This window comes from Halobacteriovorax vibrionivorans (assembly GCF_003346865.1).
Classification (GTDB): Bacteria; Bdellovibrionota; Bacteriovoracia; order Bacteriovoracales; family Bacteriovoracaceae; genus Halobacteriovorax_A; species Halobacteriovorax_A vibrionivorans.
Map to the genome: position 1 here is coordinate 993,904 of NZ_QDKL01000002.1, position 16,705 is coordinate 1,010,608.

The 16,705-nt window shown below is 34.4% G+C and carries 10 protein-coding genes; 6 read left to right on the top strand and 4 right to left on the bottom strand.

Annotation, left to right across the window (positions count from 1 at the left end):
• Positions 1-34 precede the first annotated feature (34 nt).
• Both DAY19_RS10675 and DAY19_RS10680 read right to left on the bottom strand, forming a co-directional pair.
• Complete coding sequence (locus tag DAY19_RS10675) at positions 35-3,238, bottom strand: UvrD-helicase domain-containing protein (protein ID WP_115362203.1); 3,204 nt, start codon at positions 3,236-3,238, stop codon at positions 35-37.
• Entirely contained in the window at positions 3,238-5,544 is a 2,307-nt protein-coding gene (locus DAY19_RS10680; protein WP_115362205.1) for a PD-(D/E)XK nuclease family protein, read from the bottom strand. The genes DAY19_RS10675 and DAY19_RS10680 overlap by 1 nt, the downstream gene beginning before the upstream one ends.
• 82 nt (positions 5,545-5,626) lie before the next feature.
• Between DAY19_RS10680 and DAY19_RS10685 the strand changes: the two genes are divergently transcribed.
• Positions 5,627-6,475 (top strand): Hsp33 family molecular chaperone HslO, encoded by an 849-nt coding sequence (locus DAY19_RS10685; RefSeq protein ID WP_115362207.1) that lies wholly within the window; start codon positions 5,627-5,629, stop codon positions 6,473-6,475.
• A 3-nt stretch (positions 6,476-6,478) separates the two neighbouring features.
• On the opposite strand, the gene DAY19_RS10690 is transcribed toward DAY19_RS10685, so the two are convergent.
• A complete protein-coding gene (locus DAY19_RS10690; protein ID WP_115362209.1) occupies positions 6,479-7,321 on the bottom strand; it encodes a hypothetical protein in 843 nt (280 codons plus the stop codon).
• A 261-nt stretch (positions 7,322-7,582) separates the two neighbouring features.
• Between DAY19_RS10690 and DAY19_RS10695 the strand changes: the two genes are divergently transcribed.
• The 5 genes from DAY19_RS10695 to DAY19_RS10715 all read left to right on the top strand — a co-directional run bounded on the left by DAY19_RS10695 (position 7,583) and on the right by DAY19_RS10715 (position 16,108).
• Positions 7,583-9,613: a heterodisulfide reductase-related iron-sulfur binding cluster gene (locus DAY19_RS10695; RefSeq protein ID WP_115362211.1), complete on the top strand. Its 2,031-nt coding sequence runs from the start codon at positions 7,583-7,585 to the stop codon at positions 9,611-9,613.
• Positions 9,594-11,534, top strand: a complete 1,941-nt coding sequence (locus tag DAY19_RS10700; RefSeq protein WP_115362213.1) for a hypothetical protein — start codon at positions 9,594-9,596, stop codon at positions 11,532-11,534. The genes DAY19_RS10695 and DAY19_RS10700 overlap by 20 nt, the downstream gene beginning before the upstream one ends.
• Positions 11,521-12,570 carry a hypothetical protein gene (locus DAY19_RS10705; RefSeq protein WP_115362215.1) on the top strand — a complete coding sequence of 350 codons (1,050 nt, stop codon included), beginning with the start codon at positions 11,521-11,523 and terminating at the stop codon, positions 12,568-12,570. The genes DAY19_RS10700 and DAY19_RS10705 overlap by 14 nt, the downstream gene beginning before the upstream one ends.
• Positions 12,567-13,325: a hypothetical protein gene (locus DAY19_RS10710; RefSeq protein WP_115362217.1), complete on the top strand. Its 759-nt coding sequence runs from the start codon at positions 12,567-12,569 to the stop codon at positions 13,323-13,325. The genes DAY19_RS10705 and DAY19_RS10710 overlap by 4 nt, the downstream gene beginning before the upstream one ends.
• Before the next feature lie 116 nt (positions 13,326-13,441).
• The gene (locus DAY19_RS10715) at positions 13,442-16,108 is read left to right on the top strand and encodes a valine--tRNA ligase (protein WP_158536882.1); all 2,667 of its coding nucleotides are present in this window, start codon (positions 13,442-13,444) and stop codon (positions 16,106-16,108) included.
• Positions 16,109-16,135: 27 nt separating this feature from the next.
• On the opposite strand, the gene DAY19_RS10720 is transcribed toward DAY19_RS10715, so the two are convergent.
• Entirely contained in the window at positions 16,136-16,672 is a 537-nt protein-coding gene (locus DAY19_RS10720; RefSeq protein ID WP_115362221.1) for a GNAT family N-acetyltransferase, read from the bottom strand.
• Positions 16,673-16,705: the final 33 nt, after the last annotated feature.

Below are 16,705 nucleotides of genomic sequence, written 5' to 3' on the forward strand. Positions count from 1 at the left end.
TTTAACATAAGATGTTAAGTACTAATTAAGTCGCTTATTGGTGGCATAAATTTCCATACAAACAAGATGAACAGTGCTTAATTCTTTTTCCGACCAAATCACTTAGTGTTTTCCACACTTCGAAGAGATCATTTTCAACATTACTGATTTCAATTTTCTCTTCAATAATTCTCTTCTCATCAAGGGCCAAAACTTTAAGATTTATAGTACTTGCCATATTTTCATTGATTAATTTCAGACCAAAAGCATAGGTTTTTAACTGGAAGAAATATGATCTCAGCTTATCTTCATCAATTAGACCTGACTTAAAATCCCAGATCTCCACTACTTGATTATTTTGATAGACTAAAGCATCTATAATACCAGTTATCATCTGGCCAAAGAAAGAAAACTTAATTTGATGCTCACTTAGAATCTTTTCGTGGGCCGATTTTTGAATATATTCATTTACCCACTCCACAATCTCTTGTTCCTGAGGACTGTTAAATTTTAAGTCCTTGCCCTTAATTAAGTTTTCAACAAGAAAATGCAGACGATTTCCACGCTCGACATCAGAAACACCGAATGCAGAAGGAGTTTCAATTTCATTCTCTTTTGTGAATTCTTTAAAGTCTTCATCTAATTTCAAAACTTGGTTTAAATAAAACTTTCGTGAGCACAAGGCCAATTCAGATAACTTTGTAACTGATAATTCTGAGATTAGTCCTAGCTTTGTAGTTGATTCAACATTTTTAATTCCAAGTGCATCCATGAAATAGATTGGTGGTCGATTTGACGAGCTAACTTCATATGCAACTGAAAAGTCATCACATTCTACTTCGTTTAGACGATGAGTCCGAAGAGGTACAATCCAGCTATTATCTGAATGCTTTACTTCCTTCCCATTTACACTGATATCAAAATACTCAATATTTTCAACGGCCCGAGTACAGGCAACATAGAATAGTCGTTTTGATTCTGAAAACTCTTTTTGCTTTTTAATTAGTTTTTCTAGAATTAAATCAGGAGACGAGTTTAACTTCTTTGTATGTATATCAGCTCCCCAAGACAAGGCCCCAGGAAGTGAACCAAACTTTGATGTATCAACAACAGTACGTCCATTAGTATGAATACCACCTAATATAATTGTATCAAATTCAAGACCCTTTGAAGCATGAGTCGTCATAATTCTTACATTCGCATTAGATAGATATGAAAAGCTTGCACTATAAGAGTCCTTCTCAAGAGACTTCAAGATTTTATAAATTTGATCTATATCTCCTTTAGCGCCACCTATAATTCCATTTATCTTTTCTGAATTATTCTTATATGTAGAACTCGATAGTCCGAGGTCAAATACAAAAGACCAAAATGCATACTCCACATTACTATTCTTGTACGTACCCTTCATCTTAACGAGATCTTCAATTGTAAACTCTCGATACTCGTCGTAGTAATGTCGACATACTCCATTAATTATAAAATTATAATAACGAGCAATAGCCTGTAACCTCTTTGAATCCGCCCCTTCTTTATCTGCTTCAATCAAGAAATTAATAAAAGCCTTAAAGATAATTACCAACGGATCTTCACCATATGGAATTTTAACCTGAGCAACAAACGGTATTTTCTTACTCATTAAATTTGAAATCAATTGCTTTGACGGGGCCAGAGTACGATAAAGAATACAAATTTGTTCTTGTGGATTTTCCTTGAACTTCTTTTCAATTAATTCAGCAATTGAGCTGGCTTCAATATCGTCATATACAGTAGAGGTAAGTCTTCCTTCGACCTCCATTTCAAGATCAACAATATGCCCTTTAACACTACCTAGAGCGGACTCTTTCACATCGGCTGGAAAGTTTTGATAGTCGACCTTTACACTATATTGATCGTGCCCTTGGTATTTTTCACCCAAACCAAAGATGGTATCAAAGAATTGGTTATTAAATTTAACAACTGCTTCTTCTGATCGATAGTTATTAGACATATAGAGATTTTGAGGAATCAGTTTTTCTGTTTGATTAAAGACGGCAATCTCACCTCCACGAAAACCGTAGATGGCCTGCTTCCTGTCACCAACACACATAAGCTTTTTAAAATTATCACCTATTGCATGACGTATTATTTGGAATTGTCCTGGTGAAGTATCTTGATACTCATCAACAATAATATAATCGAAATTTTCCTGACAGAGCCTTCTTGACTCTTCTGACTCCTCTAAAGATTTCAAAGTTAAATATTCAATATCTGAGAAGTCCATACCGGGGTAATTATAATAATGTTCCTGAATATAATTAAATAGTTCTTTATATAATCTTAACCACTCACGATATATATTTTCATTAGCAAAAAATTGATCGAAGTTTTCACCTTCTTTTTCAACAAACTTTAGTAATTTATTTGCATCTTCAATTAACTCACCAACTTCAAGTGGTATCCCCTTGGATTTACGTGGCTTATTTGCCTTATAGACTTCGCAAAACTTTTTAATATTTTCCCAATCATACTTATTAGAAGAAAAGAATGACTCGCTTGCATTTAAATGCTTCCACCATGCTTTTTTTGCGTGTTCTTCTGAATAGGTATCACTCGAGTAATGACATTTAAAAATTTCGGAACATCCCAAAAGACCTAAAATATTCTCAAAGTATTCTTCTTCATTAAATTCAACATGATCAACATCAAGTGTTTGCCACTCATATCGTAACTCAGGACTAGCAAATACAAACTGCATCGAACTAGTAAGTGCATCAATATTTTTTAGAAATATTTCTATTTTTGGATTATTAAGATTTCGATTAAACCACTGCTTTGTAAGCTCTTCTATTTTTACATTTATTTTAAAGCGATCGACGATATCAAGATTAGCAGGTGCACCAAAGATATAGCCTCTCTTGATTAGTTTTAAACAGAAGCTATGGATCGTTGAAATACCTAAGGATTCGAGGGCCTCATCGATTATTTTCTTCTTATTTTTATCCTCAACATCGTTAAAGCGATCAAACATACGAGATTGAAGCTCTCCAGCGGCTTCTTTTGTGAATGTCATAACGACTATTTTAGAAAGATAAGCTTTCAAGTATTGACCAATATCAGGAACCTGTTGTTCTTCCAAAGCCGTATACTTTTCCTCTATTAAATAAGCCAAGTGTTCGATAATTACTCGTGTTTTCCCTGATCCTGCACCAGCGTTTAGAAGAACACCACCATCATGCTTTACTGCTTTTTCTTGTTCTGCATTTAATTGAATGGCCATTATTGCATCTCTCCTTTTGCACAGACAGGATTAGCGACACAGAAAGTACATGTTTGATTACTCATTGGTCTTGCTGGCCAAGTCTCTACCGAGCCCATTTCTTTAATAATTTCTTTCATGTGATCCTGGAATTCATCAAGATCAACTTCTTCGATCTGTTTAGACTTTGAATGAAACTCTCCAAAGAAAACTTCATCCCCAATAAAGAATGAGTCCTTCAAGTTTTCAAGACAGAGATATCCGCCACCTTTTAATGAATGTTCACGTGACCATGCTCTATAATATGCTATAAGCTGAATTTTTCGATAATCAACGATATCTGTTTTATTAGGTATTGAACCTCCAGATGTCTTAAAGTCATAAACATAATAGTCATTTCCTTTTTTAATTAAAAGATCAATGAAACCTTTATACTCTTCATTAACTTTTGAAATATCTCTTTCAAAAATTAATTCGACATCTTTGTCTTTCTTTATTTCTAACAACTTTATAATAATAGACGAACAATATGATTCAATCGCAAGCCTTAAACTTTCAATATCAATTCTTTCTGGAAGTAGCGAGTTCTCAACAATAAAACGATTCAATGTGTTTTTAATTAACTCTCTCAATATAGATTCACTAAAGCTTTCATGCTTTTCAACATACGCTTCAATTACACTGTGATTAATTGTCCCAATATATCTTCTATCAATAAACGCCGAAGATGAAACATCAAGATCAACCCCTTGTGCATATTTCAAGTGCCACTTCTTTGGACAATCAATATAAGTTTGAATAAATGAAGGTGACAACTTCTCACCGACACTCGCTTTTTGCTGGGCCCTCTTTTCAAAGCTCAGTCTCTTACTTACTTCTAAATTATAATCGTTAAGATTTACGCCATCAAAAAGAGACTCTGCTATAGAGTTACCGTGGAGCAAACCTTCCTCAAGAATGAGCTTTCCACCACTTTGAATAAATTGTCTTATCAATGATCTCAAACTTGCAATATCTAAGGCCTTACTTTGAAGAGGACCAAAAGCACTAAAGATAACTAAGACATCATTTGAGAATCTTTGTGCTGTTGTTAAAGCTCCTAAGTCATCCTTTGAAATATAAAGATATTTATTTTCACAATCTTCTAAACTTAAAAGATTATCTCTTATTCCAATCGTTCCCGTGTCATCTTTAGTTAAATTAACAACAGATGTTCTTGGAAGATTTAGCCCCAATACTTCTTTAATTAACTTTAGATCTGAGCTTCTGAGTTCTTCGTTAATCGTCGCTTTTTCTGAGTAAGCCTTAATTTCATTTTTAAAAGACAGGATTGTTTTCAATTTAATAAAATTATCTTCATTGAAATTTAGAAGACTTAATTTAGTTAAAAACTTTTGAATATCATCACAACTTAAAACTCCACCATTGAGATTTAGTTGTTCTTGGATTTTTGAAGTAATTTGATCAACGCTACTAAAAAATAATGCAAAATCAGTTTTAAACCTTTTTTCAGGTATCAGTAACGAATTGACTTGAGATAGATCTAAGCTGTTTGAAAAACTAATTAATTGTTTGTCCTGCCTTATCAGTTCACTAAAATACTCTGCACTTCGTCCAGATGGAATTGAAATATATTCGCAATCAATATTTTCAAACTCAATTTCCTCTTTCAACTGTTGCGTCTCTATCCAATTTGGCCAAAAGACTTTACCATCACATTGGTTGAAGACCTCCTTACTAATTGGAACATAGACCTCTGCTTTATTCCCCATCCCTTTCAGCATATCTATTTGATTTGCATTAAGGTGATCAAATCCAATAAAGATATACCCGATATTCTCTTCGGCCCTAAATTGCTCACTTACTAATTGATACGATTTTTGTTCATCTACTATATTGAAATTTTCAACATATGTATGAAATCTCATCAGCCCAGCAATACACTCCTTCTCCAGGGTCTCTAACTGACCTAATTCTTCAATAAGATTTTGACTTAGATCATAAGAGCGTACTTCAGTGAAGAGTTCGAAACTAAAATGAAATTTTTCGTAGTCATCATTTACAGCAGACTTCCAAAAAGTCCATAGGTCTACCATTAATTCAGATTTTGATAATTTTGTTTGAGATTCACTAAGTTCTAGGTGATCTGATAAGAATTTTGCAATTGTTATGGTTTCACAAGTGGAAGCGAGTCCGCGACGAATAAGAATATCTCGGTAGAGATCGGCCCTTTGTGGTGAAGGACAGATAATTTGCCAATTTTTAATGTTCTGATTGCTGGCCAGCAATTCATCGAATTGATTCTCGTATAAGTAGAGACTTAACACGTAACGTTACCTTTTTTTAAGCTTCCTAATGACACTTTACTAGAAAAACGATATATAAAGCGCATACAAGGAGAATTTTACTGTGATTAAAGAAAGTCGTCTATTCAACTTCATTAATAAAGAAAAAACATTTGCAATCTCTTTCTTAGAGGGGCAGAAGGTTATTCACGATCTTGCACTAATTCACGGTGTCAACCAGCAAGGCTTTGCATTTTTAAGAGATATTACTCTTTCAATTCTTCCAATGATCAACTTTCTTAAGCCACAGGAAAATATGGGGATCTTTTTAGATTCACAAGAACCATATTTTAGATTCAAACTTGAAATGAATCAGGCAGGCTTCTTTAGAACTCTAATTCTTCCAGAAGAGTTACCAGAGATGCCAAAAAAGATCTCAGGACACCTTAGAACTGCTAAGCAATTTCCTCATTCTAAATCTCCTTATACAAGTATCATTGAAGTTAAAAATAAAAATGTAAATGGAATCATTAATGACTTTTTTAAAAGATCATATCAAATGAATTCAGCAATTATTCTTAGTGAGGATAGTGACCAAGTTGCACTGATAACAAAACTTCCAGAAGTAAATGTCGATAAGGAAGAAGTTATTGAGTCTGTCAGCCTCGATCAATTTCTTGCTGAAAACAAAGAGTCTTTAGATACAATATTCAAAGAAGCACTTAATGAAGAAGGTCCAATTCAAGAGAAGTTTGAATCACTAGGTTATGATTACCTTACTTCAACTGAGATTAAATTTAAGTGCAGCTGTTCTCGTGATCGTATGGTTACAGGAGTGGCCAGTGTTGTAAGATCAAGTGGCTTTGACGATGTTTTCCACGAAGACCTATCGGTAGAAACAAAATGTGACTACTGTAAAACTGCATACCTTATTACAAAAGAAGAAGTTACAAACTTACTTAATCTACAATAGAGCTTAAAACGGTAATGTCGTTTCTTCTGAACGCCAGAAGAAGCGGCGATTTAAGTCAGACTCTAAATATAGTCCACAAAAATTTTCTGCCAAAGCGCCATCTGCCCAAACAGGGGCCATTAACTGTGACTTTTTATTTGTAGCGATAGGAATACTTCTCCATTTTTTATTAATTCTTTTCCAATCAATGGCCTTTGGAGAAGCCGAACTAACGACAATTAAATAATCGTTTGTTTTACTAATTCTCTTTCTTACTTGGATAAGAAAGTTATTTAGATTAGACATATAAGAGGTAAACCCTTTCACATCCTGCTTATTCAAAATATTAAGTAATTCGTAATCAACAATATTAATGAAGCGACGATTCGAATCATTCATCGCAGTTAGGACATGATTAAATAAATCTGTTGTTGTAGAGAAGCACTTATCTCTTTTGCACGATTTATCATAGTAAGTACTGCCTTTTTGATATTCTTTCTTTTGTTGAAAGTGAAAAGTTTCTTTATCACTTGCAACTTTTTCTTTGGCCCCTGAGACGAATAGTCGAGTATTTTTGTAGAAATTTGTATTACATTTATCAATTTCTTTAAATTTTGGAGTTTTGCCACGATAAATAACCGAAGAACTATAGCCAGATCCATTTAAAACATCCCAAATTGCTCTTCTCTGATATTTTTCACAACTATTACTTGGAAGTGAATATCCATTTAGCTGTGTTAGAAGCTGGTCGTCGATGTCTGGAGTTACTGTCATCATATTATAAGACCACATCTTTCCAAAACAAGAATACTTTTCAAGCTCTGTTTGAGCATTGAAATTTAAGTTCTTAAAGTGCAAGTAGCCCATGTGCTCTTCACTCAGGCCAGGTATCTGAATAAAAACTAAATTTGAGGGATAGTTATTGAAAGAATGATTTTTTAAATTAATGGTTTTTACTCTTGAACAAGAAAAAAATAAGCCGAAGAGTATTAATAATATTAAGTTTTTTTTATTGTACAACATAATTTCTGACTCTTTAAATAAGGATACTTATGGTATATTACCATATATATAAGATTGAAATTATTAAAAATGTTATTCACCTACAAAAAGTAAGCGAGGGAAGAAATGAATCAAACTCTTGATGCTGCTACGCGAGAAATATTTTGGAATATTCCATACTCGTTTAAGGTTGTCATGTACATCCTATTTTTTGCAGCGGTCTTTGTTATGTTCAAAGGGCTTTATGAAAAAGCCAAATTTATTACAGGTAAGAAAGGATTCGATGCTGTAAAAGGCTTAAAAGATCTTTTCCCTGAAAAGTTAAACTGGAGCTCGTTTTTCAAAACGATGCTTCTAACAGGAAAAGTGCCTCGTTTCTTAAATGTTGCAATCTTCCACGGCCTTATTTTCTGGGGATTTGTAATTCTCTGGATTGCTACTGACCTAGTTGCAATTCATGCCGACACTCCTTTTAAAATCTATAAAGGTAATGTTTACATCGTAATCTCATTCCTCGCTGATATTGCAGGTCTAATGGTTCTTACCGGAATCGCTCTTGCATACAAAAGAAGATATATTGATAAGCCTGACTACTTAAAAGCCACTAAGCCAAAGCAAGAATTATTTATGTACAGTATGCTAATTGCTCTTGTCGTTCTTGGTTACTTAATTGAAGGTGTAAGAATCATGGGAACAGGTATGCCTGTTGGTGAAGCAACATGGTCTCCTGTTGGATGGTTCCTTGCTACATTATTCCAAGGCATTCCACTTTCAGAGAAAGCTTGGGCATATACTTATCGTGGAATGTGGATGGTTCACATGGCAAATACAATGCTATTTGTTGCTGCTTGTGGAACAACTAAATTTTCTCATATTTTTGTTCTACCATTTGCTGCCCTTGTTACACCAAAAAGACGCGGGGCCCTTCTTGATCCAATGGACTTTGAAGATGAAACAGCAGAAACATTTGGTTTAGGTAAACTTTCTGAGTTAACAATTAAAAACAAGCTTGATCTTCTAGCATGTGTTGAATGTGGGCGTTGTACACAAGTATGTCCGGCCAATATCGCAGAAAGACCACTAGATCCAAAAACAATTATCACAAAAGCACGTGATCTTGCTTTTGATACAGCAGCTAAAGGTGAAACCGATGCTGACTTCTGGGAAAACTCGACTTACTCAGCAATCGAGCTAGACTCTTGTACAACTTGTGGTGCCTGTATGGAAGAATGTCCTGCAAATATCGAGCACGTTGACATCATCATGGGTGCAAAGAGATATAAGACTCTTACACTTGGTGAAGTTCCAGCAGATGCTGCGACAGCTGTTCAAAAGGTTCAAATCAATGGAAACCCTTGGGGAATCTCACAAGATGATCGCTTTAAGTGGGCAGATGGACTTGATGTTCCTGTAATCGAAGCAGGAAAGAAAGTTGATTATTTATACTATGTTGGTTGTGCTGGTTCATACGATGCATCTAACCAAAAAGTAGTTCAAGATACTGTTAAACTCCTAAAGAAGGCAGGCGTAGACTTTGCTGTAATGGGGAAAACTGAAAAGTGTAATGGTGACCCAATCAGAAGAATTGGTGATGAATACTCTTTCTTTGAAATCGCAATTGAGAATATTGCCAATATGAATCAATATGACTTTGATAAGGTTGTAACTCACTGCCCTCACTGTCTTCATACTATTGGTAAAGAATACGCGAAATTTGATGATGGTGACTTCGATACAGTTCACCACACAGAACTTCTCGCAGACCTTCTACGCTCAGGAAAACTAAAGCCAGAGAAAAAAGTAGAAGAAAATCTTACTTTCCATGATCCTTGCTACCTTGGTCGCCATCACGGTGAATACAACGCACCAAGACAAATTCTTGAAGCAACAGGTGTTGAAATCAAGGAAATGGATAAGACTAAAGACACTGCTCTATGCTGCGGTATGGGTGGTGGAAACATGTGGTACGAAGTTGAGGAAGGAAATGATCCTGCCGTTAACAGACTTGCCCATGTTGGAGAGAAGAAAGTTGAGAAATTAGCTACGGCCTGCTCTTTCTGTATGATAAACTTTAAGGGTGGAATTAGCGAAAAGACAGGTACAGAAAACCTTGAGATTGAGGACGTTGCCTCAATTCTTGCAAAAACTATCGATTAAATTAATTATACTAGGCTCAGTACTAACTGGGCCTAGTCTATATGCTCAATCAAATACACCTCAAAAAACAAAAGCCAAATTAACATTACCAGAGAAAGGACTCCTTGAATCATTTGAGGAAAAGCTAAATCTATATCGTCAGGACATAGGTCAAAAAATTTTAAATCCTTCTAATGAAGAGAAAATAAGACAAATTTTTAAAGATGAAGAAAGAATTGAATTATCAACACGCCAAATAAATACAATTCTTCTTTATTCACCAGACTATTACAAAGAATTGTATCGTATAAACAATTGTTCAATCTATACTCTATTAAAAAACCGACTTATCAACATTAACGGAACTCCCCTATTAAACGTGGAAGCTACGGTAACAGAAGGAGAGAAAAAGACAAAGGCAATTGTCCCGATTGATTCTTTCTTATCTCACTATTATAAAAGCAACTGTCGACTTTCTTTTAAACAAAGTCGTGTATTTGAAAAAGGACTCCTAGCAGATACTTTCAAAAAAATTACACCAAAGTTTCCAACTTCCAAAGGACAATGCTTAGATCAATATAATAATTTAAGTGCAAATATAAATGTCGATCACATTTGTAGTGCCCCTTATACAATTGATCTTGCCTCTAAACTTAGTCAAAATTTAACAGAAAATGATCTTTCAATTAGAGAAAGAAGTTATATAAACTCACTTAGAAGACAAGCAAAGACTTATACTGAAGAAATTAAGGAAAAAGATCTTCTATACTTTAGAAACTTCTGTTCTAACCTAAATCGAAAAGAAAAATTCTGTAATAATTATGCTCAGCAAGACTTTTGGGCATTAATTAGAAATAAACAAAGATCAAGAGATTATATTAAGCAAAGATGTCAGAACATCTTTAAGAAAGAAGACTTAAAAGATGTTGAATATATAAAATGCATAAAGCTATTAAGACAAAGACCTGAAGTATGTGAAACGAAAGGACCTAGAGAAGGAAGTGTTCTCTATCCGATGCCAGACTGTCAAAAAGTCTCTGAGACATTAATGGTTTCGAGATTAAAAAATAATTTTAATGATTGTCCAAAGTTCATAGGAAATCTTGCCATTGTAAATGGAGCAAGAGTGATAAAGCACTTTGCAACAAATGATATAAAAAGCAATGACTGTGTATTTCCAAGCTATGAAAAGATTTATGGGCTCTATCTTGAGTCAGATGAAGAAGATAAGTGGCCTCTAAAGATTTGTTATACTTCGATAAGTAAGGAAAAAAAATGTCTTCCTTATATTCCAGGTAACTCAAAAGAAAATTACAATGCTTTAAATATGGTTGTAGCTAATATGCTCTATCAAACCAAAACTGTATCAAATAGAATCAAGTGCCAGGAAGTTTCCAAAAAAGAATACAATCCTCTTCGCTTAAAATATAAAGCTGGATGTTGGATTGTTCCTGAAGAAGTAGCATGTCGTACTGTATCTTGTAAGTACAAAATCATGTTAGACAATAGAGCGATTAAAGAAATTTGGAGTGAAGGACAATTAACCTTTGATTATTTTAAAACAAAGTATAATTCAACTGATTCCTCAATTCATGATCGAATGATCAATCTTCTAAGACTAAAGGAACAGGAGATTAACTCTCTTTCTTCTCTTAAGTTCTTTTTAGATAAAAAGAAAAACGGAATAATTCACGGAATGGGCTGTGGTGAAGATCTTTACCCATCACATTACCAAAGCACTAAACTTGGAATCTGTACTCCTATGCCATTTATAATCGATGGCCATAAAGAGATTAACAACAATACCTACTTGAGTTTCAGAGGGGCAATTGACGATGTGAACTCCCCAAGACTTATGCTCTGGGCAAACGTCTTCACTGCATTATCACGTTATTCAACCCTATCACCTTTAAAAGCATGGGAGTTTTATGGCATTTACTAAAGCTCTTTTACTTATCTTGATACTATCGAATAGCTTAGTTATGGCCAGGACTAAACTCCTTGAGTTTTCAACAAGACAAAACGTTCATAACTTAAAGCTCGACAGCCTTACAGGTGTTACATTTTATCTAAAGGGTAAGAACACTTTAGCTTATTCAGCAAAGAATAGAGCAAATGTTGTCATAGAAAAGAAGTCTAATAGCGAGTTTGATGTAATTAAAGTTAATGATGATCTTTATATTATCAGTGTGAAAGAGAATCATTTTAAGAATTTTAGTTTCTTTCAAGATTCTGAGATATATTTTTATAATATAAAGTCCAACGAACTTAATTTTATCTCTAAAGGCTCATATCCTAAATTCCATAAAAAAAGTGGCTATATTTCATTTACGAAAGAAGACAAAGATAAGCTCTTCATAGAAGTTATCAATACAAGAAACTATTTGGATCGCTTCCAGATCCCACTTAAAACAAGGGATCTTCTCTATCGTCCACAAACGGTTATTTTCGATGATAGTCTCATCTACTTCACTGATAGAAACAAAGACTTTTACGAATATGTTTCAATCTATAACAACAGATCCAAAAAGCAGTTTTTATTACATGAGTTTGATACGACAAATTCTAAACTTAGTCTAACAAGTGATAATGAAAAAATTTATATTCTTGAGACTGCCATATCAAATAAGTCATATGTACAACTCTCAAGCCTTGAGAAAGGCTCAATCGACTATACTAAAAAGACACCACTCTTTAATACAACATACGGTCCAGCTTATAATCTTCAACATAATAGTGGTGAATTAAACTTCATTTTGACTTTGAAGAGTAAAAATTCAAATCTAATTAATCAAAGAGAGCTCGTCTCTTTTGATCTTAAAGAAAAGAAACTATTTAAAAGAACAGACCTAAATTATGTGTCGACATATACGATTCAAAATGAAAAAGTTCTTATTCCTTATAAAGATAAAATCTATCTACTAACAAATAAAGAAGGGAAATATTCAATAAACGAGGAGATTAAATCACAATTATGAAATTAATTATTTCGTTTCTATTTACTCTTTCAATCCTAGCATCTGCACCTAGCGAGAAGGAAATCAAATTTGCTTCCAATGTAAGTCCATATCTTAAAGACCTTATCTTAGAATTATATTTAAATAGTAAAATCACACAAGAAGAGGTCGTCATACTGGGAGAAAACCTTTTGGCACCTATTGATAATGATTTTATAGAGCTTTCTATCATGGATACTGTTTTAAAAACAAAGACGACAAAAGAATACAAACATATTGATATTTCTCAAGGCCTTTTTAATGAACTAGAAAAAGAAGTGCTTAAGTTAAATCAAGAGATGTATTTTTCTAAAAGAATTGCAAAGAAAATTCTAAAAGACTTGGGAGAGCTACTAACTAACCAGACTCTTCGAGAATATAATGCTTATATAAAAAGTACTGATAGAAATAAAAAAGCTTCAAAAGAGCTTTCCCAATTCATGAATCGCATAAGCTATCTTCAATTTTGGATTCAGACACTAAGGAAACCAGCTGCAACAAGAAAGCAAACATTACTTGATACAAACTTAGAAGTTTTTAATGTTGTTAACAGAAACCTTCAAGTAGCATCACGAACTGGTAATCAAAATACTAAAGGTCAGTATATTTCAATTAATGACATTGATCTTATTAAGGCACGCCGTGCAGTTGATAAACTCTTCTTTGACACAACTCCCCAGAAAGATCCTGACTATCAAGCACCTGAAGAACTCCCAGATCCCGTGGATTCTTGGTAGATCCCATCAATATATTTTTGAAATTTCAATAGTTTACCCATCTATTTTTAAAAGAAAAAATGTGTATCATATGATATATAATTTCAAATAGTTAAATCGATAAAAGGAAGAAAGTTGTGACAAAATCATTCGAAGATTTACCGAAGACTTATAGCTCAAATGATGTTGAGAAAAAGTGGTATAAAAAGTGGGAAGGTGAAAAGTACTTCGCTCCAAAAGCCGGAAAGACAGGTGAGTCTTTTTGCGTCATCATGCCACCTCCAAATGTCACAGGTATTCTTCACGCAGGTCACGCTCTTGATATAACAACTCAAGATGCCCTTATTCGTTTTAAAAGAATGAAAGGATATGAAACTCTGTTCCTTCCTGGTATGGATCACGCAGGTATTGCAACTCAATCAAAAGTTGAAGAGCTAATCTGGAATGAAGAGAAGAAAACAAAGCACGACTATTCTCGAGAAGACTTCTTAAAGAAAATTTGGGAATGGAAAGAGCAATATGGTGGCGTTATTGCAAACCAACAAAAAGTAATGGGTGCAAGTTGTGATTGGGATTACTCAATGTTCACAATGGACCCTGAGGCAAATGATGCTGTAAGACGTGCATTTGTGACTCTTTATAATGAAGGCCTTATCTATCAATCAGATTATATTGTTAACTGGGATCCAAAACTACAATCAGCAATTTCTGATGCAGAAGTGGATCACAAAGAAGTTAATGGTGCCTTCTATCATATTCTATATTCTGTAAAAGATAGTGATATTAAGCTAGAAATTGCAACGACACGACCAGAAACTCTTCTTGGAGATACAGCTGTTGCCGTTAATCCAAATGATGAAAGATTCGCTCACTTAATTGGTAAGAAAGCGATTGTTCCTCTATGTAATAGAGAGGTTCCAATCGTTGGTGATGAGCATGTTGATATTGAAAAAGGAACTGGTTGCCTTAAGGTTACACCAGGTCATGACTTTAATGACTTTGATATTGGAAAACGACATAATCTTGAAATAATCAATATTCTTAATCTAGACGGAACTCTTAATGAGCACGGACTAGAGTGGCAAGGCCTACCTTGTAAGAAAGCTCGTAAAGGCGTAGTTGAAAAATTAAAAGAACTAGAGTTATTTGTTAAAGAAGAAAAGCACGTACATCAAGTTGGTCATGGAGAAAGATCAGGCGTTGTTATTGAGCCAATGATCTCAAAGCAATGGTTTGTTGATGTAAATTCTATGGCCAAAGAAGCTGTAGAAAGAGTTGAGGATGATACAACTCGATTCTATCCTAAAGGGTGGGAGAACACTTACTTTGCTTGGCTTCGTGAACCAAAGAATTGGTGTGTTTCACGCCAGCTTTTATGGGGACACCGAATTCCAGTATTTACTTGCAACTCTTGTGAGCACCAATGGGCAGACGAAGAACTTGAACCAAGCTCTTGTCCAAAGTGTAGTACAAAAGATTATACACAAGATCCTGATGTACTAGATACATGGTTCTCTTCTGGGCTATGGCCAATGACGACACTTGGCTGGCCAAATAAAGAAAGAATGGAACAAAGAGGATTCGATAAGTTCTATCCTACTTCAGTACTTATTACAGGTTTTGATATCATTTTCTTCTGGGTAGCTAGAATGATGATGATGGGAACAAAATTCTCTAACAAGGTTCCTTTTGATAAAGTTTATATCCATGCAATCGTTCGAGATAAACTTGGTCGCAAGATGAGTAAATCTCTTGGTAATGGAATTGATCCGATTGAAATGGTTGAGCAATATGGTGCAGACGCATTTCGTTTTACACTAGCAGCAGGCTCTGGTTACAATCGTGCCATTAATCTTGATCCAGAAAGAATCGCAGGATACAGAAACTTCATTAATAAGATATGGAATGCTTTCCGTTTCATCTCACCATTCTTAGATCTTGCAAATAAAGAACTTCCTGCAAAGCTTGATGATCAAGAGAAATGGATACTATCAGAACTTAATGATGCAACGAAAGTTGTCAATGAATCACTCGATGCTTTCCGCTACGACGATGCATGTTCTGAAGTATATTCATTTGTATATGATAAATTCTGTTCTTGGTTTATTGAACTTTCTAAAAACACTCTTAACGGAGATGATCAAGAAGCAAAAATTCAAAGAGCAACTGTTCTAAAGTACTGCTTTAGAAAGATCACTGCCCTTCTTCACCCAATCACTCCTTTCATCACTGAAGAGCTTTGGGGATACTTAAAGGAAGAAAACGAAGACCTATTAATCTCAGCCGATTACCCAGAATACGATACATCTCTTAACTACCCAAGTGAACAAGTTAAGATGAATAAGTTTATTGAAGTTGTTTCAAGTATTCGCTTCCTAAGGCAATCAGTAAATATTAAACCTAAAGATGAGGTTGAAGTTGTCCTTTTAACAGATGATGAAGAAGCATCTTCTTACTTTGCAGACAATATGGCAGGCTTACAAGATCTCGCTCGTGCAAAAGATGTAGAGATTGCAGTCAAATCTACTGAGAACCCGAAAAAGTGTATTATGAAAGCAACAACTCACACGGATATCTTCTTAAAGCTTGATGGTGTAATTGATCTAGATGCTCAAATCAAACGTCTTGAAAAAGATTATGATAAGACAAAGAAAGAGCTAGATAAAATTGGCAAGAAATTAAATAACGAAAAGTTTATGGCAAATGCACCTGATGAAGTCGTTACAGAAGTTAGAGAAAAAGCCGCAAGCTTTGAAGAAAAAATAAAATCTCTAGAAGAACAAATCGAACAATTCAAATCATAAAAAAGGCCTCTTTAAAGAGGCCTTTTTTTATATTTCAAAGTAAAAATACTCTTCTTGGTAAACTTCCCCGTTGAACTCAAATGGAGACTCTTTCAACAACTTAGCACCGTTATTAATAAAGAAGCCTTTTGATGGATTCTCTTTAAATGTACAAAGATAAAAGCAATCATAACCACGGTTTTTAAAATCTTTCACAACTGCTTCAAATAACTGTTTACCCATTCCTGACTTTTGATATTTTTTTAAAATATAAAAATCATAAATTTCACCAGGGATACCATGCTCATGCTCTCTCGCTGGTCCATAATCGATAAATCCAGCAACATCACCATCAGGACCATGAAAGACAAGTGTCCCCCCCTCTGTTGGGCGTCTTGGAATTTTTCTTTCCCAAGCTTGTTGAACGTCGGAGTATTTAAGTGAGTAGAGATATTCTTTTGAAAGAATGCCTTTGTAATTTTCCCAAAAGCAATCAACATAAATGCGGGCCAGAGATTTGATATCATCAACCTCGACAGGAAGGATTTCAAATGGTGCAAATGTATGATCTTTTGCGGCCGCCATAGGTTTATTTTATCAACTTTCCCACTGGCCCGC

Excerpts from the sequence above, each read along its gene's own strand:
- DAY19_RS10695 (WP_115362211.1), top strand. The coding sequence starts at position 7,583 with ATGAATCAAACTCTTGATGCTGCTACGCGAGAAATATTTTGGAATATT.
- DAY19_RS10720 (WP_115362221.1), bottom strand. The coding sequence starts at position 16,672 with ATGGCGGCCGCAAAAGATCATACATTTGCACCATTTGAAATCCTTCCT.
- DAY19_RS10705 (WP_115362215.1), top strand. The coding sequence starts at position 11,521 with ATGGCATTTACTAAAGCTCTTTTACTTATCTTGATACTATCGAATAGC.
- DAY19_RS10675 (WP_115362203.1), bottom strand. The coding sequence starts at position 3,238 with ATGGCCATTCAATTAAATGCAGAACAAGAAAAAGCAGTAAAGCATGAT.
- DAY19_RS10710 (WP_115362217.1), top strand. The coding sequence starts at position 12,567 with ATGAAATTAATTATTTCGTTTCTATTTACTCTTTCAATCCTAGCATCT.
- DAY19_RS10690 (WP_115362209.1), bottom strand. The coding sequence starts at position 7,321 with ATGGGCTACTTGCACTTTAAGAACTTAAATTTCAATGCTCAAACAGAG.